Raw genomic sequence first — 21000 nt, 5'->3', positions numbered from 1 at the left:
AGATTAAGAATGGCCTATATCGATGTTCATGACTTAAATCTATTTTATGGGGAGAAACAAGCCCTTCATCATATTGAGATTGCCATTGACGAACATGCTGTCACTGCATTAATTGGACCATCAGGATGTGGTAAGTCAACATTTCTACGCACATTAAATCGAATGAATGATATGATTCGTGATGTGAAGATTACCGGTGATGTCGTGATTGATAGCCAGAATATTTATGATTCCAATGTCAATGTGGAACTTCTACGAAAACATGTAGGGATGGTGTTTCAACAACCCAATCCATTCCCCAAGAGTATTTATGAAAATGTTGCATATGGTCCACGAATCCATGGTTTGCGTAATAAGGCAGAACTAGATGAAGTAGTGGAGACTAGTTTAAAGCAAGCGGCATTATGGAGTGAAGTGAAGGATATTTTAAAAAAACCAGCCCTTGGACTCTCCGGTGGACAGCAGCAACGTCTCTGTATCGCCCGTGCTTTAGCAGTCAATCCTGATATTCTGCTCATGGATGAACCTACTTCAGCCCTTGATCCCATCTCTACAGCAAAGATAGAAGATTTGCTACAGGAGTTGAAGGAGACGTATACCATTGTCATCGTAACTCATAATATGCAGCAGGCTGCCCGTTCTTCAGATAAGACAGCCTTCTTCCTACAAGGGGAACTGGTGGAATACGGTGAAACAGCTTCGATTTTTCAAAATCCCCGTGACCAACGGACAGAAGATTATATTACAGGACGATTTGGATAAGAGAAGAATGAAGGAGGAAAAAATGGGATGAATGCCTCCCGGACCAAGTATACCCATGAGTGGGATGACCTATATAAAAAAATGATGATGATGAGTGGAAAAGTGGAGGAAGCTCTCAACAAATCTCTCCAAGCCTTTCAACAGCGAGATATTCAACTGGCAGAAGCTGTAATCCAAGGAGATAATGTTATCGATGCTATGGAGTTGGAGATCGAGTATGGTAGCTTCGAGCTCATTGCTTTACATGCCCCGATGGGACCAGATCTACGTCAGATCGGAACGATGTTAAAAATGGTAACGGACTTGGAGCGGATCGCTGATCATGCCTCAAGTATTGCCAAGGCAACGATCCGCTTACAGCAGACTGAAAAGCGCGGGATCGATGAAAATCTTTCAGAGATGGGGCAGTTGGTTATCCAGATGCTCCACAAAGCGCTAGATGCTTACATGAAGAAGGACGTTCCTTACGCTGAAGAGGTGGCTCTCCTTGATGACGAAATCGATGGTCGTCATAAAGCCAACATCAATGAGATTGTGACCCTCGTTACAGAACATGGCTCATTAATGGCATCGGGAACGCAACTTTTGCTTATTTCAGGCTACCTCGAACGGGTTGGCGATCATGTAACCAATCTATGTGAATGGATATTCTATATGGTAAATGGTAGTCTGAAAGACTTAAATGAGTAGCGTTTGTAAAAACACCTTCTGCTCTAATCAGAAGGTGTTTTTAGTGCGTGTTTTACTCTTTAGATTTTTGTGATCGAATACTCTTGCTTTCCTGAAGGAGATAGCCAACAAGTCCAAGCAAGATGATCGATCCACCGATCCATTGGTTGCTGGTTAAGGCTTCGCCGAGAATGAAGTATGCTAAGATGGAGGCACCGATGGGTTCTCCTAAGATGGCCATGGAGATGGTGGTGGCACTTACATATTTAATAGCACCATTGAGGATGGTGTGGCCTAGTAGCGTAGGAATAATGGCCATGGCAAGGAAATAGAGAAAATCCCTGGTGGAATAGGTGATGAATGAGTATCTCATCACGAACACATAGAGACCTAAGATCAGTGAACTAGCTCCGTAGACCACATAGGTATAGGCAAAGAGAGGGAGATGCTGGCGAATCTGTTGCCCAATCAGCCAGTAGATCGTGATGGTAAGAGCACCTAGCAATGCAAGAATATCACCCCAGAGCGCCTTACCTGCTACCTGAAAGTCGCCCCATCCGATCATCACCCCTCCTGATAGAGCAAGAAGTAGAAAGAGCCATCCAATGAGTGGTGTTTTCGACTTAAAGAGGTAATAGGAACCGAGTACTGCGAATAATGGCTGCATCGTCACAAGGACAACAGAGCTTGCTACCGAGGTGTAGGCTAGTGATTGGAACCATAGTACGAAGTGTAAGGCGAGAAAGAAGCCTGAGAGGAAGGCAAGCCACCAGTCTCGCTTCGTCATTTTATGTAAAGATTGGCGGATAGAGGGATGGAGCACCAATGGAGTCATTAATAGAAAGCTGAAAAAAAGACGATAGAATGCTGACACAGCAGGAGGCGCATCCACGAGCTTGACAAAGATGGCTGCACTCCCAATGGCAAAAACAGCGATGGCGATAAAAAAACCATATACATATTTTGTAGGCTGGGAGCCTCGATTACCTGTGATTCCTGACATAAAATGGTGCCTCCATTCTCCACGAAAACTACTTCATTGACTTAATCTCTTTCAATGTAGTCCAATTTGATATTATAATACATAGAGATTGAATAGAGTTATTTTTTGAAACTCACCCTCAATTCTTTCGTAGTAGAAAGCAGATAAAAAAGGAGGATGAAGACAGCATGCAAATGAGTGTGCGACAATTGTACGCCACCTTCTTTGGTGGTTTAGTGTTGGCCATTCTTGTCCTAGCAGCATTCACATCCTGGTATACTGTGGATGAGACAGAACAGGTGGCACTTCATACGTTTGGGAAAGTAACGCAAACCCATGCAGAACCAGGTTTGCACTTTAAGTTACCATGGCCGATTCAGACGGTGACCAAGGTGTCCAAGGAGACATTTAGCTTTGATTTTGGTACCAATGATGGCGGTCGCACTATGAATTCTGATGCGAAGATGATTACCGGTGATGAGAACATCCTATTGGCTGATCTCGTTGTACAATGGCGGATTTCTGATGTACGTGATTTTCTTTATGCAACACAGGATCCTGAAAAAATCTTGGCAAGTTCCACATCTGCTGCTTTACGTGGTGTGATCGGGAGCACCAAGATCGATGATGCCTTAACAGTAGGGAAGCCAGAGATTGAGCGTCGGGTTAAGGAGCAATTGATCAGCCTGATGGATGATTATAATGCAGGGATTCAGATCATTGACGTCAAGCTTAAAACAGTGGACCTACCAACTGAAGAGGTACGGAAGGCTTTTACAGAAGTAACAGATGCTCGTGAAATGATGAATACGAAGATTAACCAGGCGAATAAGTACTATAACGAAAAGTACAACTATGCCACAGGGGAAAAAGATGCGATCATCTCTAAAGCCCAAGGGGATAAGACAGCACGGATTGAAGGGGCTAAAGGGGATGTAGCGAAATTTAATGCAATCTACTCTGAATATGTAAAGAACCCATCGATTACCAAGCAACGTCTTGTACTAGAGACATTGGAGGCTATCCTTCCAGGCGCTCAAATCTACATTATGGATGATACCGATGGCGTTGTGAAATACCTACCCCTTGATCGCTTACCTGGTGGTTCACAGGCTGCAGGTGCGAAGCAAGGCACTGCAGAGGAAGGGGGTACGAAGTAATGGATAATAATGTGATCAATATGGATGAGCGCCGTCCAAGTGACTTGGATTGGAAGAAATATACGCGTTTTGGCGTTGGAATTCTAATTTTTATTATTATCTTTGGTCTTATTATCGGCAATGCTTATATTGCTCAAGAAGGCGAATATAAAGTGGTTCGCCAGTTTGGTGAAGTGGTGGATGTGAAAGAGAATCCCGGGATCTATTTTAAGATTCCTTTCATTCAAACCGTTGAAACATTACCGAAGTATCACTTAATCTATGACACACCACCAACAGAGATTAACACCAAGGATAAAAAACGTCTATTGATCGATAATTATGTAATCTGGAAAATTGATGATGTTCGTCTCCTCATCCAGAACGTACGGAATGTACCTGGTGCAGAGCAAAAAATTGGGGATGCTGTTGGTTCCATCGTTCGGGCTGAACTAGGTCAACTCAATTTTGATGAGATCGTCACCGATGAATCCTCACAGCGTGGTAGCTTTAACGATTCTGTAACGGAAAAAGTAGATACTGTCTTACATCGCGATAATTTTGGGATTAAGGTAATTGATGTTCGAGTGAAGCGTACGGACCTCCCTGAGACCAATGAGCAATCTGTTCATAATCGAATGATCTCAGAGCGGCAAAGTAAGGCACAGGAATATCTCTCCCTCGGGGATGCGGAAGCCAATCGGATCCGTGCGAACACTGATAAAGTGGTGAAGGAGATTCTTGCACAGGCAGAAGCCGAGGGCAAGAAGATCCAGGGGGAAGGAGAACAAGAAGCGGCTCGGATCTACAATCAGGCCTATGCCAAGGATCCAGCTTTCTATGAATTGTATCGTACCTTACAATCTTACAAGGTGACATTGAATAATGAACCCGTGATTATTCTACCAATCAATTCACCCTATGCTCGCATCTTAATGGGTCAATATTAAGCGAAAGAAGCGTCTCCTAAATGGAAGACGCTTCTTTTGTCGTTCTCCCTGATATGGTAAGATGATGGCAGTGAAACCAAAGTGAGGTGGCTAGAATGAGCAAGATGCTCATCATCGATGCAAACAGTATTGCGAACCGGGCGTTCTATGCAATGCCCTTGTTAAATAATAGTAAAGGCATCTTTACCAATGCCGTTTATGGTGTGACAAATATGCTCTGGCGCCTATTAGATGAGGAGAAGCCTGACTATGTATTGATGGCTTTTGATGCAGGTAAGGTAACCTTTCGGACAGAAGCGTATGCGGAGTATAAAGGAACACGAGCTAAGACCCCTACGGAGCTAAGTGAACAGTTTCCCCTGCTCCATCAGCTTTGCCATGCGATGGGAATCGCCCATTACGAGCTTCCAGGCTATGAAGCGGATGATATTATTGGAACCATGAGTCGGATTGCTGAGGAAGGGGATCTGGAAGTCTTGGTTCTTTCAGGGGATAAGGACTTACTGCAACTCGTCTCTCCCCGAACGAGAGTGGCCTTGACACGAAAAGGTATCAGTGAGACCGAACTCTATGATGAGGAACATTTCTCCCAAGTGTATGAAGGCTTACGCCCACTTCAGATGATCGACCTAAAAGGCTTGATGGGGGATACTTCAGATAATATCCCTGGTATTCCTGGCGTAGGAGAAAAGACTGCACTTAAGCTCTTAAAACAATTTGGCTCTGTGGAGGAGGTATTGGCCAACTGGCAATCGGTTTCGGGCAAAAAGCTGCAGGAAAAGATTGCTCAGCATCAGGAAGAGGCCAAACAGAGTAAATGGCTCGCCACCATTCAACGTGATATTCCCCTTACCCTTACCATTGACGATGTTAAATATGCTGGTTATAATCCAGAAAGTCTTCGCCAATTCTTTGAAGAGATGGAGTTTAACTCATTCCTCCAGCGTCTCCCCCAAGAGAAACCAAGCGAGGGAGAGGCACAAGAAGCACGGAGCGTTGGGGAGACCATTCTGCTTAATGCAGAGAACTGTGGAGATTACCAGGACTTTCTTCAGCAATCTCCCTTAGCACTCTATCTAGAAATGGATGGTGAGAACTATCATCGGGCTGCCATTCTTGGTTTAGGTATCAGTGATGGTAAAAGAAATCTTTTCGTTCCTACAGAGATGCTAGATTGGCAGCCCATTCAGCAATGGTTGGCTGATGGTAAACGAGAGAAGTGGGTTTTTGATGGGAAGAAGCTGATTGTTAGTTTAGGCTGGCGCAAGCTATCTGTAGCTGGAATAAGCTATGATCTGCTCTTAGCCTCTTATCTGTGTAATCCGTCTGAGAGTCAGCGCCAATTGCTGGATGTCTTACACAATCATCAGGTTCCAACCGCTCTTTCTTCCGATGAGGAGATCTACGGGAAAGGAGCCAAGTGGCAGCTTCCATCACTGGAGCAGCTTATGCAGCATGTAGCATTAAAGGCAGAGGGAGTCTATGCGTCCCAGGCTATTCTCCATCAGCAGATGGAGGAACTGTCGCTTCTTCCACTCTATGAGGGGGTAGAACAGCCATGTAGCCTTGTTCTTGCCGAAATGGAACAAGCAGGGGTTCTCGTCGATGTACAGCAGCTTGCCCAGATGGGGCAAGCCCTACAAGTGCGTCTCGATGAGCTGACCAATCAAATCTATGCATTGGCAGGAACCTCCTTCAATATCAATTCACCGAAGCAATTAGGAGAGATCCTTTTCGATAAAATGGGTTTACCTGTTCTTAAGAAGACGAAGACAGGATACTCTACCAGTGCAGATGTACTGGAAAAACTGGAGCCTTATCATGAGATCATTTCTTTGATTCTCACCTATCGTCAGCTGATTAAGCTCCAATCCACCTATATTGAAGGCTTGCAGAAGGAGATTCATCCGATCAGCAAAAAGGTGCATACCATTTTCCAACAGGCGATTACAGCCACAGGTCGCTTGAGTAGCACTGATCCCAATCTACAGAATATCCCGATCCGTTTGGAAGAGGGACGTAAGATTCGTCAGGCCTTTATTCCCTCCCAACCAGGTTGGAAGATCTTATCTGCGGACTATTCGCAGATCGAGTTACGGGTGCTAGCTCATATTTCACAGGATGCTAATCTCATCGATGCCTTCTTGCATGATATGGATATCCATACTCGTACAGCAATGGATGTCTTCAGCGTGCCCAAGGAGGAAGTAGATAGTAATATGCGGCGTCAAGCTAAAGCAGTTAACTTTGGGATCGTGTATGGAATAAGTGATTATGGCCTTTCCCAGAACTTGAATATTCCTCGAAAGCAAGCAGCTCAGTTTATTGATCGATATTTTGCTGTCTTCCCAGGGGTAAAGCAGTATATGGAGTCCATTGTGGAGCAAGCGAAGCAGGATGGCTATGTGACCACCCTGCTACAGCGTCGCCGTTATCTACCAGAGATCCATAGTCGTAACTTTAATCTGCGCAGCTTTGCAGAACGGACAGCCATGAATACACCGATTCAAGGTAGCGCAGCTGATATTATTAAGCTAGCCATGCTTCGAATGGCCAAGGAAATTAAAGCGCATCAGTTGGAAAGCTGCATGCTGCTCCAGGTTCATGACGAACTGATCTTTGAAGTGGCACCACAAGAGTTAGAACAGATGAAACAATTGGTACGTGAAGTGATGGAGCATGCCATGGAATTGGCTGTACCCCTCAAGGTAGATGTGAATGTTGGCGACTCTTGGTACGAAGCAAAGTAGCAGATGGAGGGGATGATGTAAGATGCCAGAATTACCTGAAGTAGAAAATGTACGTCGTACCCTCTTACCACTGGTCAAGGAAAAAATAATTGAGACCGTGGAGGTACGTTGCCCTCGGATCATCCGTACTCCCGATGATATCATGCAATTTGCCCATGAATTAGAAGACAAGGAGATTATGGATATTGAGCGGCGGGGAAAATATTTAATCTTTATTCTCAGTGAAGGGTACGCATTAGTCTCCCACCTTCGTATGGAGGGGAAGTATTGGTTCGTCAACCATGACCAACCCTATGGCAAGCATGAGCATGTCATCTTTCATTTTCATGGAGAAGAGAAGGAGCTACGCTATGAGGATGTGCGGAAGTTTGGCACCATGGATATGATTCTGCAGTCCGACCTACCTTCCTTCCCAGCACTGGCCAAATTAGGGCCAGAGCCCTTGGATCCTGTATTCACTTGGTTGAAGCTGAAGGAGCAGCTAGCAGGAAAGGGAACCAATATTAAAGCAGCACTTCTTGATCAACAGGTGGTAGCTGGTTTAGGCAATATCTATGTGGATGAGAGCCTTGCCATGGCCCATCTTCATCCTACGCGCCCTGTGCCCTCCCTTAACGATGGGGAATTGCAACTGCTCCATGAAGCGATTCAGGTTATTATAAAAAAGGCAATTGTCATGGAGGGTTCCACCATTCGTTCTTATGCCAATATGGGGAAGAAAGGCTTGATGCAAGAGGAACTTCTGGTCTATGGAAGGACAGGAGAGCCTTGTAAGTACTGTGGTCACCCCATTGAGAAACGGATTGTTGCCGGACGCGGCACGCATTTTTGCCCTGCTTGTCAGCCTGAATAGGCACCATCCCATCTCCCATCCCATAGAATAGATCGGCGATATCATCGCGATGAGCTTAGATGGGGAGGGAACGGCATCGATGCAAGCAGTATCCTTGATTTTCTTAGCCATTGCCGTAAGCATGGATGGTTTAGGCGTAGGCTTCACCTATGGATTACGAAAAATTAAGCTCTCTTGGTGGTCCATTATCCTGATCATGATGCTTTCGTGCACCATGTTGTTCATCTCCATGCTACTGGGGCATTGGATTAGTGATTGGCTATCCGATCAGCTAGCCCAATGGATCGGAGCTTCTATCTTGATCCTTTTAGGCGTATGGGCACTCTTTCAATTGGATCAGCAACATGGAACAAAGAAGGAACCGCTGACTCCCAGTCTAACGACAGATGGTAGTCCAACTACGCTTACACGAATCGAATTGAAGCGTTTAGGGATTGTAATCCAAATCTTGCGGGAGCCCACCTTAGCGGATGTAGATGACTCTGGTACCATTTCATTTAGCGAAACATTATTACTAGGTCTTGCCCTTTCATTGGATGCTTTTGGAGCAGGACTTGGTGCTGCATTATTGAATTATCCTATGTTTACAACAGCATTGGCCATTGCTGTAGTGAGTGGCTGTTGCTTATGGCTGGGAATCTGGTTAGGTAATCTGTTCTCCTATTTACGATGGTTAACACGATTAAGCCTGTTACCAGGCTTACTATTAATTGTCTTAGGAATTTTCCGCTTATTATCATAAAGTGGATGCTGGAGGTGTTTCCATGTTAATCGGCTTAACTGGCGGCATTGCAACAGGTAAGAGCACCGTCTCTCGCTATTTACAGGAGCGGGGAGCTTGGATTGTTGATGCGGATCGAATTGCCCATGAGGTGGTAGAGCCTGGAGAGGAAGGGCTGCAGCAAGTAGTTGCCCATTTCGGTAGCGCGGTCTTTCTGCCTGATGGACGTTTAAATCGACAACGACTCGGTCATTTAGTTTTTAGCGATGCTGTTAAGCGGAAAGCATTGGAGCAGATCCTCCATCCCCTAATTCGGGCTAGAATGTGGGCAGAGGTAGAGCGAGCTCGCACAGCGAACTCACCTTGGATCGTCTTAGATGTGCCACTCTTAATTGAAAATGGATTGTACCAGGAAGTGGATGCTGTGATTCTCGTAGTGGTGTCAAAGGAGACGCAATTGGCCCGTTTAATGGAACGGGATCATGTAAGTGAAGAAGAGGCCAAACGTCGAATTGCCGCCCAGATGCCCTTGGATGAAAAACGACATTATGCCCATTTTATCATTGATAATGACGGAACGATTGAAGCGACATATAAGCAGATCGATGAGATCTTAGCGAAAATAGAGTGAGGATGGCTGCAACTACATGAAGAGAAACTGGCTGAAGTCATTATTAATCATTGGATTACTTCTTGGTACCTTATATCTAGCCAATTCAAAATGGTTGTTACAACAACTCTTTCCCATTCCCTATATGGAGACGGTCTTCCGTGAAGCAGAGGAATCTAACGTGGATCCCTGGCTTATCTATGCCATGATGATGGTGGAGAGTGGCTTTCAAGCGGAAGTGGTATCTGCAAGGGGAGCTGTAGGAATTATGCAGGTAATGCCTACCACAGCAAAATGGGTGTTGAAAGAAGAAGCAGAGGGCATGGATCTTGAACGATTACGAGCGGAGCTTCAAGAACCAGCTTACAATCTACAAGTGGCAATTCAATACTTAGAGGAGCTAGCATCGATCTACCCTCAGTCAGCAGTTCTCCAGATTGCATCCTATAATGCCGGACCCACACAGGTTAAACAGTGGTTAGATGAGAGGGTTTGGGATGGCACACTAGAGCATGTCAATCAAATTCCCTTTCCTGAGACCCAACGTTATATCAAGAAGGTTAGTTATATTCAGGATCGCTATCACCAAATATATCAAGATGCAAGATAGGTAACTTACATCTTCTCTTTTCACTATAATATGTTATACTATTCATGGGTTTCATCGAAAATATGGTATCTTAATTAGAACTCATGATGTAACAATATAGAGGATAGGGAAGGGAGAAGTAAATATGTCGATAAGGATTGGCATTAATGGTTTTGGAAGAATTGGACGGATGGTATTCCGCAAAGCGTTACAAGAACCTGATGTTGAAGTGGTTGCCATCAATGCCAGCTACCCAGCAGCTACTTTGGCCCATATGATAAAATATGATACAATTCATGGGAATTTAGATATACAGATTGAGGTACAAGAGGATATTTTACTCGTTGAAGGTCACGCAGTGAAGCTTCTATCTAATCGTGATCCGGAGCAGCTTCCCTGGAGCCAATTAGGCGTAGATCTAGTAGTAGAAGCAACAGGTAAATTCCGTGATCGTGATGGCGCTGGTAAGCATCTCAAGGCGGGTGCGAAAAAAGTAGTAATCACAGCGCCAGGTAAAGAGGAAGATGTAACCATTGTAATGGGTGTTAACGAGGAGATCTATGAAGCGAAGAATCATCACATTGTCTCTAACGCTTCATGTACTACCAACTGCCTTGCTCCATTAGTAAAGGTCTTGGATCAAGAATTTGGTATCGTTCAAGGAATGATGACCACGGTTCACTCCTATACCAATGATCAGAAGAATCTTGATAATCCTCATAAGGACTTACGGCGAGCACGTGCGTGCACACAATCGATTATCCCTACAACCACTGGTGCTGCAAAAGCAGTAGGTAAGGTATTACCTCACCTCAATGGGAAGTTAAATGGAATCTCCTTACGAGTCCCAACACCCAATGTGTCTGTTGTGGACTTAGTGGTTAATGTGGAAAAGGATGTAACTGCAGAACAGGTAAATGAAGCTCTTCAAGCAGCTAGTACGACCTATATGAAGCCCTACTTATCTGTCTGTATGGAGCCATTGGTTTCTAGCGATTTTAACCATACAGAATACTCTACGATTGTGGATGGATTATCTACCATGGTGATGGGAACGAATCAGATCAAGGTGCTCGCTTGGTATGATAATGAGTGGGGTTATTCCTGTCGTGTAGTTGATTTGATCAAATATATCGCAGCTCAAGGGCTCTAGATTTCATTCTTCAGCAAATGCTATCAAAATTCTCACATATCCACCTGCTAGAATCATCTTCTAGCAGGTTTTTTTCTCATTTCTGTCCATCTTCATGTATAATGAAGGATAACTGATACGATATGAACCAAGTCAAAGGAGGTGACCGTATGCGCTGCCCTTTTTGTAATCATTTTGGTACGAAGGTTTTAGATTCAAGACCGATTAATGAAGGTAAGTCAATCCGACGTCGTCGCGAATGTGAAGAATGTGCCAAACGCTTTACCACCTTTGAAACTGTGGAAGAGATGCCCTTGATCGTGGTGAAAAAGGATGGAACACGGGAAGAGTTCTCTCGGGATAAAGTGTTACGAGGCGTGATCCGCGCTTGTGAAAAGCGGCCTGTCCCTCTTGAATTACTGGAAAAGTTAGTAGATGAAGTGGAGCAGGAGATTCGTAACACTGCCAATACCGAGATTAAGAGCGACGAAATTGGTGAAATGGTGATGAAACGGCTTTATCATGTGGATGAGGTAGCTTATGTGCGCTTTGCCTCAGTCTATCGGCAATTTAAGGATATCAATGTGTTCCTTCGAGAATTGACGGAGTTACTAGGTAGAGGTAATGAGAATGATGGATTGAAATAAGGGGTGTATGGGTGATGGCACATTCGTTGCTTGCTTTACCAACCGATCGTTTTATTGCTCGACGTGAACGGGTGTTGCTACCAGAAGAAGAACGCGTACTCTCCCTTCTTTACCAACCTATTGTGGGAGGAGAAGCGATTGCAGTCTACCATAGCTTTAATCAATTGATCGCTGAAGGTAAGTCAGCTTCTTCCGCTGGGTTACATCGCTGGTTTCCTCCACTCTTTCAGTTTACCTGGTCGCAATTTATAGAAGCCAAGGAGCGCTTAGAAGGGGTAGGACTACTCCGCACCTATTACAAGCCTGTGGCTACAGGACGAACGGAGGAACACGGGGCAAGAGCACGACAGGACGTGATTATTAAACAGGATGAGTTACAGGAGGACCATATCTTCTATTATCATCTCCAGCTTCCTCTCAGCTCAGCGGGATTCTTTAAGAGTGATGTACTTAGTGTGATGCTCTTAAATCGTGTCGGCCAGACGCTATTTCGCTTTTTACGTCAACAGTTCCAGGTGGAACGATTGGAAGATACCAATCAGCTTACAGAGATGACGAAGCGTTTTGATGAGGTCTTTACCACCATCCGTCCCAGTGAAGTGATGCTTCTCTCTGAATCAGAGACCAGTCAGTTTTTTCAAGAGCTTGAGAAGGAGATTCCCCTTGAGTCTAAGGGAACTCCAAAAGCTGGTAAAGAGGGAGTGCAGGTGATTTCCAGCACCTTAGACATGGATGCAGTCTATGCCATGCTACCTTCGTTCTGTCAGCCACGCACTGGCTTTACACAGGCAGAGCTGCGAACCTTTCATGAACTGGCTTTCTTCTATCAGTTGGATGAGATGCAGCTGGTACACTTCTTACAGGAGCCCACCCTTTATGACGGGGAGAACCTCGACCTGAAAGCATTGCGGCAAAGTGTTCGTAACTGGTATCAGAGCTATCATCAACAGGAGACGCCAGTGGTGATCAGTCAACGGGTACTCGCAGCGAAACAAGAGGCGCGTCGGAAGCAGGTGGCACAGAAGGAAGAAGCACGGACGCCCATCTCTACAGAGGATCAATATCAGAGCAATCTGGAGCAGGTCTCTCCCATAACTCTCCTCGAATCCCATCAACAAGGGGCGAAGGTTTCCAGTAGTGATCTAAAAATGATTCAACAGCTCCTCTATGAATATGAATTGCCCATTGGCGTAACCAATGTGTTACTGGAGTACGTCATGTATACTCATGACCGTCAGCTTCCCGCTCCCCTCGTCTATAAGATCGCTGCTCATTGGAAGCGGCTCAATATTCGGACCGCAGCGGAAGCCATGAAAAAAGCTAAGGAGTTACACCAGCTCCAGCAGGAACAACGCCAGAAGAAGCAGAAGATCTCCTCAGGATCAGCGAGTAAGAGTACATCGAGTAAGAGCGCTTCATATGGAAAGAATACGTCTCAATCAGGTGGGAGAGGCCATTCGGAAGTGAAGCCTGCTTGGCTACGACACATGGAAGAGGAGCAACAGAAGAAACAGACCCAGTCTCATGATCAAGAGGCTGCGAATAAGCCGATGGATCCTGCTGAAGAGAAGGAGATCCTTGAACTGCTCCGTGCCCTTGGAGAGATCCAGTAAAGAATCTAGAACATGTATAATGAATGGGAGTGCTCAGATCAATCAGAAAGAAGGAGAAGGGAGGTTCACAAGCGATGGAGGAATTAAACAAGATGCTACATCCCATTCGTCAACGGGTAGAGAAGCATGCAGGTGTTTCCGTTGATCAGATCCTCGAGGATGTGATGGCAGCCCCACCGATTATGCAATTACTGAAGGAGAATCCAAGTCTTACAACTCAGCATCTGCTTCGTTCGATTACCCAGCTTGATCAGCTGGTCCGTGAGCAGAAGGCTTGTGAGAATTGTCGAAGCTTAACCGCTTGTAGAAATCTCCTACCTGGTCATTTTCCAGAAGCTTATGTTCATGCAGGGGTGATTGAGACACGTTTCATTCCGTGTTCCTATTTACGTGCCTCACAAGCAGCGAAGCAGATGAATCAGTTAATCCGTAGCATGTACGTACCCGATGAGGTTCTAGCCATGAATTTTAAGGATCTAGAACGGGATGCAGTGCGGAGTGATGCCCTTCGTGCCTTGATGCAATTCTGCTTACAAGTGAAGCCAGGTCAACGAGGTACCAAGGGAATCTATCTCTATGGTCCCTTTGGTGTGGGAAAGAGTGTGATGATGGCTGCAGCCATGAAGAGCTTAGCTGAGCGGAACATCGCTACCTTGATGGTTTATCTCCCAGAACTTCTCCGAGAATTGAAGGACTCCATTCAGGATAATAGTCTCGATGAAAAGCTGAAGGTATTGAAGGAAGTGCCTGTATTAATTCTTGATGATATTGGTGCAGAGTCGATCAGTCCTTGGGTACGTGATGAGATCATTGGCTCGATTTTGCAAGCACGGGTGGTCCGTAATCTACCAACCCTTTACACCTCTAATTTCAGCTATGATGAACTAGAAGAGTACCTCTCTTATTCTACAAAAGGTCAGGTAGAAACCCTAAAAGGCAAACGGATCATGGAACGGATCCGTCATTATACCGATGCCTACTATGTGGGAGGGACCAATCGACGCCAGTCCTGATAGGGCTCCTCATCCTACCCTATACCAAAAAGAGTTGCAAATCGATGACTTCTATGCTAAGATACATTTTGTCAGCAAAAAATTTGCAACTCAAATTGGGGCATTAGCTCAGCTGGGAGAGCGCTACACTGGCAGTGTAGAGGTCAGCGGTTCGATCCCGCTATGCTCCACCATAAGAAAACAATAAAACGGCAGAGATGCCGTTTTTTATTTTTGCGTAATTTAGCAAATAAATACTTTACTTCCGAATGAAGAATGAGAGAGTAAGTCTACATACTACGAAAGGGTGCAACAATTCTTCCTAAGGTAAGCCCTAACCATACGAAGAAGATGGTGAGCGGCAGCCCGAGGGCTAAGGCTAACAGATTAGCTCCAATATCTGTGAGCCCAGCAGCATAAAAACGAGAGAGGGCATAAGCCCCATAGGGAATTTCCACAAGTACAGCTGTGATCACACCAGACGTGTATTGTTTAAGCAAAATGGTAAACCCTAGATGTTTAATCCCATCGATTAAGAGGACGGTCACCGCACCGATGAATAGCAGGTTCAGCTTACCGGTACTGCGAAAAGTGCCTGATGTAAAGTATGAGATCAAAAAGAGCAGTAAACCAAGTAGCAACACAGCAACGGTAAACTGGAATGTAATATTTTTCTCCCAATTGAGCATACGATTTTTTGCAGCAATTCGGGGGTGATCTTGATTCTGTCGTAGCCATCTCTCCACCGTTGCAATTTCTTCTCCATCATGAATGAAAAAAGCAATTGGCAGTAGCCAGATGAGCAGCTCCAAGCTAATAAGTTCATTTATACTCCATAGCATTTTATACTCACTCCCTATATTAGAGAATTCTAATGGTCAAGCTAATATGTAATATTTAATTAAGTACTCACTCATTTCCTGCCAAGATGGATCAATCTCGAGCATCACAATACGATAAGGTGATACTGTTATGAAAAGAGGTTGATGCATAGGCTCATCCAATGAGACCTAAGGCACCAACCTCTTGTTTACTTACAACTCTAGAATCGTGCTAATGTTCGCTTATAATGTTTCCATCAAGATACTAGCAATGACGATGGACGCCACAGTAACGGTTGTAAAGCCACCGATAAGCAGTGGGGAGAGGATCTTTTCAAAGATATAGTTTTGCTCATCTTCTGTACGACCTGTGGAACGGCTGATCTCATCACAGATAATATAATCTCCAGGGAAGCCAAACATCGCCGTCAGGGCAACAGGAATCCCCAGGGTTGGTTCCCACTTAAACAGCTTGGAACCAATAAAGCCTCCAAGGATGATTCCTCCAGCACCAATTCCTAGAATAAGTAAAACAACAGGAATATTCTTAATAAAGACGTCAAATGTGACACTGTTCAAGGATGGAAGGATAAAGATAATCAAGGCTGAGATCGCGATGCCAAAAGAATTGGCTTTGACCATGGACTTTTCGGGATAGAAGCCTACAAACATTCCAATGAACCCGATAACGAGAGCCCATAGACTATAGTTGATTCCCGTCCAATTTCCAAGCGCCACCGCCAATGCACCACCAAGAAAAAGTTGGAAGAGAATTACTACAGGCGTTGCATATTTTTCTTTAATCCAGAGTTTTTTCGTAGACTCATCCTCTACTGCTTCCATTGTGGCAGCGGCTTCCTGCTGTAGTGCTTGCTCGGCCTCATACTGATCCCGCACCTTATAGGAGTACTTGCGGAGCAAATTAGAAGCTAAGGGAAGGCCCACAATACTTTGTAAAGCAAGGACTAATGCTGGGATGACAACCAGTGCGGATAGGCCAATAGCTTGAAGCTTATCAGATGTAATAAGGAAAGCGATGATTCCACCTGTTAAGGGACCGATAGCAGAGACAGCAGAAGGATAGCCCAAGATTGGAGTTACCACGAGGAGTACTGTAACCGCTGCGATGATGATCCCTGTCAGTGCAATGAGCACTGCTTTATATTGCTGTTTCATAATTTTAAAAGGAATAAGTGTACCCATATGAACGATGAGTGGTGCGATCATTAAAGCTGCAAAGGTTTTGAGTGTAGATTTATCCACAATATCTTCAGGAAAGATGCCAGTCCAAAGCAGGATTAAATATCCGATAAACACCACAAAGAGCATGGGGATCCGTGCGCGACTCAAGATGGAGATCACTTCTCCAACTACCAGTAATCCAAAGAGTAAAGCAACTGCAATAATGGGCTGATCAAGCATGATTCTTACCTTCTCTCTTTACAATAATAGATCTCGTTAAAGCGTTAAAGACTTTAACGAAAGAGATGAGCCTCCAGTAGGAGACCCTTAGAGCATTTTATGAAACTACCGATCCTTTAAGAGCTGGCCTTCAACAAAGACTTTTTCAATATTGTCTGTGTTAAGAAGGACGGTAATATCATCGAGGGGATTTCCATTCACAACGATCACATCAGCTAGTTTTCCTTCCTCCAATGAACCCGTTTTATCACCGATGGCGAGGGCGTCAGCAGCGTTTTGCGTTCCGCAAGTAATGGCTTCCATGGGGCTTAAGCCGAGCTCATTAACAAATATTTCATATTCCTCGGCATTTCCTCCGTGTTCAACAGGCTTACAGCCAAGGAAGTCTGTGGCACCAGCGATTTTCACACCTGCTTGATAGGCCTTCCGAACATTCTGTTTATGAAGCTTATAGAAGTAACGGGATTTAGCCAAACCGAATTCTGGTACGCCATAAAGATGGCCTTGCTCGACAATGCGTTTCACAATGGATAATGTAGGGACAAGGATGGCACCTCTTTCAAGCATCATCTCAATTCCTTCGTCATCGATGAGAATTCCATGCTCAATGGTACGAACCCCAGCAATCAAGGCGTTTTTAATGCCCTGTGTACTTTGGGCGTGGGATGCAACATAGGAACCTACAGCTTCTGCTTCATAGACAATGGCTTTGATCTCTTCCACCGTGAATTGTGGAGAACGGGGGTCATCCTTTTCAGAAAGAACGCCACCGGAAGAAGAAATTTTTATAAAGTCTGCACCAGCGCGAAATTGCTTGCGTGCTGCCTTTCGACACTCATCAGGACCATCGCATACTTCAAAGAGGTTGAACTCGGGTGGTAGATTGTGAATGTCACCATGTCCAGCTGTTTGTGATAGCATGAGATGGGCTGTATGGATACGTGGGCCGGTATAGTACCCCTCTTTAATTAAGCGCTTGATATGAACAGCCACAGGACTACCGACGTCTCGAATCGTTGTAAAACCAGCATTGATTAGCTTGTCCAAATCCTTCAAGGCACGTCCCATGAGGAGTTCGGTTGGTTCCAGTGCGGCTTGAGCAAGATTAAGATTTTTTACACCAATGAGATGCATATGGGCATCGATGAAGCCGGGCATCACGGTTTTTCCTGTAATGTCAATGACCGTTACATCATTTGCTACCGTTAGTTCATCTGCTTTTCCAACTTTGCTAATTTTGTCATCTTCAATGTAGAGTGCACTATTTTCCAGTGTATTGCCCTTACCATCGATTAGACGTCCACCTTTGAGTAAATACTTTGTACCCATACTATCACTCCTTATAAACCGAATTATCAGAATATTATTAAATTGATTACTAGTTTAACAACGTTGATTAGGAATGTCAACCACCTATTTTCAATGAAAACGTTATCATTATAGATTTTAGAGGATAATTTTTTTTATAAATATTAAAATACTAATATTGAAGATCGAGAGGTGCTCCGTTATTGTTCACCACGGGCTGTATGATATTATAAAAAAGACTACATAATGGTAGAATACAACACTTATACCACAAGTATCTTCCGAACATAAATTATTTTCGGAGAAGGCTGAAAGGAGGACGAGGAATGCAAATATCCCTCGTAATTTTTGATGATTTTACGGATCTTGATCTATTTCTACCATGGGATCTATTAAATCGCGTGGCTTGGGAATCAGTTGGTGGATTGAAAGATTGGCAGGTAGATATCATCGGAACGAAAGAGTCTCATGTCTCCATGTCAGGACTTCACGTCCCAACAACAGGAAGATTAGATAATATAATAGACTCTGATGTAGTCATCTTGACAAGTGGCTCTGGAGTCAACCAACTCATTCAAGATCAGGAATATTTAAATCGCATCAAATTAGATCCACAGAGACAACTGATTGGTGCCATTCCTGTAAGGGAGAGCTTCGTTGTTAATCAGAACATCGCAACTGCTGCCAGTTGTTTCGCAGCACAAGAATTGGTCTCTTGGATTATCCGAGAAAAAGTAGGGCAAGCGATGGTGGACAAAGTAATGAACTCGGTTAAACCAGTTAGCATACTACAACAGGATTATGATTGAATAACATAAAACAAATCCCCATCGTTAAATCAGATGGGGATTTGCTGCTCGCTGGTGTGTAGCAACAAAAAATTAAAACTGAAATGAGAGATAGCTCAGTGTTCCCATGTCATAGCTTCGATGAAGGATGGTGGGCTTCGCCTTGATATTTGCGCTCCCCATGGCGATGAAGAGGGGGATGAAGTGCTCGGTGGTGGGAACAGCCAGCTGTGCTGAGGGTGCTAACTGCTCGTAACGGTCCAGTGCTTCTAGATCCTTCTTATTAATCTGCTCGATTAACCAATCATCAAACTGAACGGCCCATGGTTCAGGTGTGGTCTCTCCCCACTTGAGCATGGAGAGATTATGTACAGTAACACCACTTCCTATAATTAGGAATCCTTCTTCGTGAAGTCCCTGAAGAGCCTGCCCAATACGGAACTGTTCCTTTGGTGAGAGCGAAGGATTGACTGAGATTTGAATCACTGGAATATTGGCTTCAGGATAGAGATGATGAAGGAGTGTCCAAGAGCCGTGATCTAATCCTCTCTGATGATCTAGTAGAACCTGAATATTCTCCTTCATGAAGCGTTGCTGGACCATCTTTGCGATTTGTAAAGATCCCTTAGCAGGATACTGAATTTCATAGAGTTCTGGGGGAAAGCCATAGAAATCATAGATGGTCTTATATTGCTCATCAACAGCAGAGATTGTGAGTGTATCGCTGATCCAGTGCGCTGTGAAGATGAGAATAGCACGAGGGTGATGCTGCTGGCCATACGCTCTAAGAAATTGTGTATAAGGATTATTCTCAAGGGCAATCATCGGTGAACCGTGGGCTAAAAATAAGGATGGTAACATGTTTTCACCTCACTCATATATTGGACTTACTAGATAGTAATGAACGAATACTTAACCGATGATCTTACTGTAGAAACAAAAATATACCGTGTCAAGAAAATAGCATCTCCTATGGTATAATAAGACAATAGTGAATGATAACAACCCTATTACGAGAATTTACTGACTGAGGCTAAGGAGAGTATAACCATGCAGAATAAACAACGTTGGGGAGGACTGTTCATCTTTCTTCTTGGCGCACTTTTATATGTTTTTCAAGTGGACCTTGAAAAGAAGTGGATATTCTTTTTCGTTTTCTTTTTACTACCAGATCTCTTTGCCCTTGGTTACTTGGTTAGTAACAGGATGGGTGTTCGGATGTATAATTTTGCCCATTCCTTCCTCACACCCATTACGCTTTTAGCTTGTAGCGGCTTATGGGGAAGTAGACTAATCGAGGCACTTAGCATCATCTGGATTACTCATCTTGGTTTTGATCGTCTTTTGGGCTTTGGGTTGAAGTATCCTGTCAGTCTTAATAAGAAGATGATTCACCGTTTGAAATGAAGTAAAAGGGTGGAGAGTGATGATGGAGCTTCATTGAAGGACGCAGAAAGGTCCATGAAGATTTGCTTCATGGACCTTATTTTCCACCATCTTGTTTAAAAACAAGGATGGCTCATTACTTTTCAGCGCGCCACTGGAAATGGCAATCCTGACAGGTGAAGGTGGGCTTACGGAGTGGAGCCAGGATCATAATGATAATTCCGATGATGGCACCGATTCCTAATAGAGGATGATAAACACCAAGAAGTATAAAAGCAATCGTCACAAATGCGCCAATGGCGAAGAGTTTTTCCTTACCACGGGGAACAACACGTTCTGAATGGCAATGAGGACAAGGCTCCCATTGATTCACCAAACTGCACTCCTTCCTGCAGACAGTCACATTACTCTCTAATTATAGCATGCCCAATTTCGATGCGCGATGTGATCAATCCAATCTTTCAAAACCATCTATTGCAAAACCAAATAGAAAGGTATATAATTGAATGTTGTTGACAAACGTAGAAAGGGAGGGAGTCAAGATGAAAAAATGGCTTCGTACCATTCCTTTACTACTCGTCTTCATTCCAATGCACAGCCAACCAGTTTTTGCAGACCGTCTTTTTAATCAAATTGAACGGACTACTGCACCTGGTGTAGGACAATTGTTACTATCCGTTGGTATTATTTGCGCCATCATGGTCCTCTTTGGGCTTCAACAACGGCGTGCACAGAAACAAGAGGAATTAGCAAAAGACGAGCTGTATGGCATCAAGGTTTCGTAAACGGAATGAGTAAATAAGAGGTAAAGCCTCCGTACATAGACTTGTACATAGAAAGCAGCCTGTTCTCCAGAAAGGAGACAG

The 21000-nt window shown here is 44.3% G+C and carries 22 protein-coding genes and 1 tRNA gene; 17 read left to right on the top strand and 6 right to left on the bottom strand.

Annotated elements, in window-relative coordinates; all coding sequences use genetic code 11:
• Positions 1-9 precede the first annotated feature (9 nt).
• On the top strand, positions 10-762 hold the full coding sequence (gene pstB, locus BN1691_RS02175; RefSeq protein ID WP_048600588.1) for a phosphate ABC transporter ATP-binding protein PstB: 753 nt from the start codon (positions 10-12) through the stop codon (positions 760-762).
• A gap of 27 nt (positions 763-789) precedes the next feature.
• On the top strand, positions 790-1452 hold the full coding sequence (gene phoU, locus BN1691_RS02170; RefSeq protein WP_048600587.1) for a phosphate signaling complex protein PhoU: 663 nt from the start codon (positions 790-792) through the stop codon (positions 1450-1452).
• A 52-nt stretch (positions 1453-1504) separates the two neighbouring features.
• On the opposite strand, the gene BN1691_RS02165 is transcribed toward phoU, so the two are convergent.
• Positions 1505-2434: a DMT family transporter gene (locus BN1691_RS02165; protein WP_048600586.1), complete on the bottom strand. Its 930-nt coding sequence runs from the start codon at positions 2432-2434 to the stop codon at positions 1505-1507.
• Positions 2435-2607: 173 nt separating this feature from the next.
• On the opposite strand from BN1691_RS02165, the gene hflK reads away from it, so the two are divergent.
• The 12 genes from hflK (at position 2608) to BN1691_RS02105 (ending at position 14603) form a co-directional block, all read left to right on the top strand.
• Positions 2608-3573, top strand: a complete 966-nt coding sequence (hflK, locus tag BN1691_RS02160; RefSeq protein WP_048600687.1) for an FtsH protease activity modulator HflK — start codon at positions 2608-2610, stop codon at positions 3571-3573.
• Positions 3573-4502 carry a protease modulator HflC gene (gene hflC, locus BN1691_RS02155; protein ID WP_048600585.1) on the top strand — a complete coding sequence of 310 codons (930 nt, stop codon included), beginning with the start codon at positions 3573-3575 and terminating at the stop codon, positions 4500-4502. Before hflK ends, hflC begins: the two co-directional genes overlap by 1 nt.
• Positions 4503-4597: 95 nt before the next feature.
• The gene (gene polA, locus BN1691_RS02150) at positions 4598-7252 is read left to right on the top strand and encodes a DNA polymerase I (protein ID WP_048600584.1); all 2655 of its coding nucleotides are present in this window, start codon (positions 4598-4600) and stop codon (positions 7250-7252) included.
• A gap of 22 nt (positions 7253-7274) precedes the next feature.
• Complete coding sequence (gene mutM, locus BN1691_RS02145; protein WP_048600583.1) at positions 7275-8105, top strand: DNA-formamidopyrimidine glycosylase; 831 nt, start codon at positions 7275-7277, stop codon at positions 8103-8105.
• 79 nt (positions 8106-8184) lie between these two features.
• Positions 8185-8847 (top strand): sporulation membrane protein YtaF, encoded by a 663-nt coding sequence (gene ytaF, locus BN1691_RS02140; protein WP_048600582.1) that lies wholly within the window; start codon positions 8185-8187, stop codon positions 8845-8847.
• A 22-nt stretch (positions 8848-8869) separates the two neighbouring features.
• Positions 8870-9457, top strand: a complete 588-nt coding sequence (gene coaE / locus BN1691_RS02135; protein ID WP_048600581.1) for a dephospho-CoA kinase — start codon at positions 8870-8872, stop codon at positions 9455-9457.
• Positions 9458-9473: 16 nt separating this feature from the next.
• On the top strand, positions 9474-10046 hold the full coding sequence (locus tag BN1691_RS02130; RefSeq protein WP_048600580.1) for a lytic transglycosylase domain-containing protein: 573 nt from the start codon (positions 9474-9476) through the stop codon (positions 10044-10046).
• A 124-nt stretch (positions 10047-10170) separates the two neighbouring features.
• Positions 10171-11178: a glyceraldehyde-3-phosphate dehydrogenase gene (locus BN1691_RS02125; protein ID WP_048600579.1), complete on the top strand. Its 1008-nt coding sequence runs from the start codon at positions 10171-10173 to the stop codon at positions 11176-11178.
• A gap of 149 nt (positions 11179-11327) precedes the next feature.
• On the top strand, positions 11328-11804 hold the full coding sequence (gene nrdR / locus BN1691_RS02120) for a transcriptional regulator NrdR (RefSeq protein ID WP_048600578.1): 477 nt from the start codon (positions 11328-11330) through the stop codon (positions 11802-11804).
• Between the two features lie 14 nt (positions 11805-11818).
• Positions 11819-13417 carry a DnaD domain protein gene (locus BN1691_RS02115; protein ID WP_048600577.1) on the top strand — a complete coding sequence of 533 codons (1599 nt, stop codon included), beginning with the start codon at positions 11819-11821 and terminating at the stop codon, positions 13415-13417.
• A 74-nt stretch (positions 13418-13491) separates the two neighbouring features.
• Positions 13492-14430, top strand: coding sequence for a primosomal protein DnaI (gene dnaI / locus BN1691_RS02110; protein WP_048600576.1), 939 nt, complete (start codon positions 13492-13494; stop codon positions 14428-14430).
• 97 nt (positions 14431-14527) lie between these two features.
• A tRNA-Ala gene (locus BN1691_RS02105) sits at positions 14528-14603 on the top strand.
• A 96-nt stretch (positions 14604-14699) separates the two neighbouring features.
• Here BN1691_RS02105 and BN1691_RS02100 read toward each other — a convergent pair.
• The 3 genes from BN1691_RS02100 to BN1691_RS02090 form a co-directional block, all read right to left on the bottom strand.
• Positions 14700-15251 (bottom strand): HXXEE domain-containing protein, encoded by a 552-nt coding sequence (locus BN1691_RS02100; RefSeq protein WP_048600575.1) that lies wholly within the window; start codon positions 15249-15251, stop codon positions 14700-14702.
• 222 nt (positions 15252-15473) lie between these two features.
• A complete protein-coding gene (locus BN1691_RS02095) occupies positions 15474-16652 on the bottom strand; it encodes a hypothetical protein (RefSeq protein ID WP_048600574.1) in 1179 nt (392 codons plus the stop codon).
• A 105-nt stretch (positions 16653-16757) separates the two neighbouring features.
• Positions 16758-17981, bottom strand: a complete 1224-nt coding sequence (locus BN1691_RS02090; protein ID WP_048600573.1) for a metal-dependent hydrolase family protein — start codon at positions 17979-17981, stop codon at positions 16758-16760.
• A gap of 305 nt (positions 17982-18286) precedes the next feature.
• Here BN1691_RS02090 and BN1691_RS13810 point away from each other — a divergent pair, with 305 nt between their 5' ends.
• Positions 18287-18769, top strand: a complete 483-nt coding sequence (locus BN1691_RS13810; RefSeq protein WP_053083681.1) for a type 1 glutamine amidotransferase family protein — start codon at positions 18287-18289, stop codon at positions 18767-18769.
• A gap of 72 nt (positions 18770-18841) precedes the next feature.
• Here BN1691_RS13810 and BN1691_RS02080 read toward each other — a convergent pair whose 3' ends face one another.
• Entirely contained in the window at positions 18842-19609 is a 768-nt protein-coding gene (locus BN1691_RS02080) for a DODA-type extradiol aromatic ring-opening family dioxygenase (RefSeq protein ID WP_048600572.1), read from the bottom strand.
• 189 nt (positions 19610-19798) lie between these two features.
• On the opposite strand from BN1691_RS02080, the gene BN1691_RS02075 reads away from it, so the two are divergent.
• Positions 19799-20155, top strand: coding sequence for a DUF4260 family protein (locus BN1691_RS02075; protein ID WP_048600571.1), 357 nt, complete (start codon positions 19799-19801; stop codon positions 20153-20155).
• Positions 20156-20270: 115 nt separating this feature from the next.
• On the opposite strand, the gene BN1691_RS02070 is transcribed toward BN1691_RS02075, so the two are convergent.
• Positions 20271-20507 (bottom strand): hypothetical protein, encoded by a 237-nt coding sequence (locus tag BN1691_RS02070; protein WP_048600570.1) that lies wholly within the window; start codon positions 20505-20507, stop codon positions 20271-20273.
• 169 nt (positions 20508-20676) lie between these two features.
• Here BN1691_RS02070 and BN1691_RS02065 point away from each other — a divergent pair, with 169 nt between their 5' ends.
• Positions 20677-20919 (top strand): hypothetical protein, encoded by a 243-nt coding sequence (locus BN1691_RS02065; protein WP_048600569.1) that lies wholly within the window; start codon positions 20677-20679, stop codon positions 20917-20919.
• Positions 20920-21000: the final 81 nt, after the last annotated feature.

The sequence above is a fragment of the Rubeoparvulum massiliense genome (genome assembly GCF_001049895.1).
Lineage (GTDB): Bacteria > Bacillota > Bacilli > Rubeoparvulales > Rubeoparvulaceae > Rubeoparvulum > Rubeoparvulum massiliense.
The sequence above is the reverse complement of the archived record's forward strand: the minus strand, read 5'-3'. Positions and strand labels throughout refer to the sequence as shown.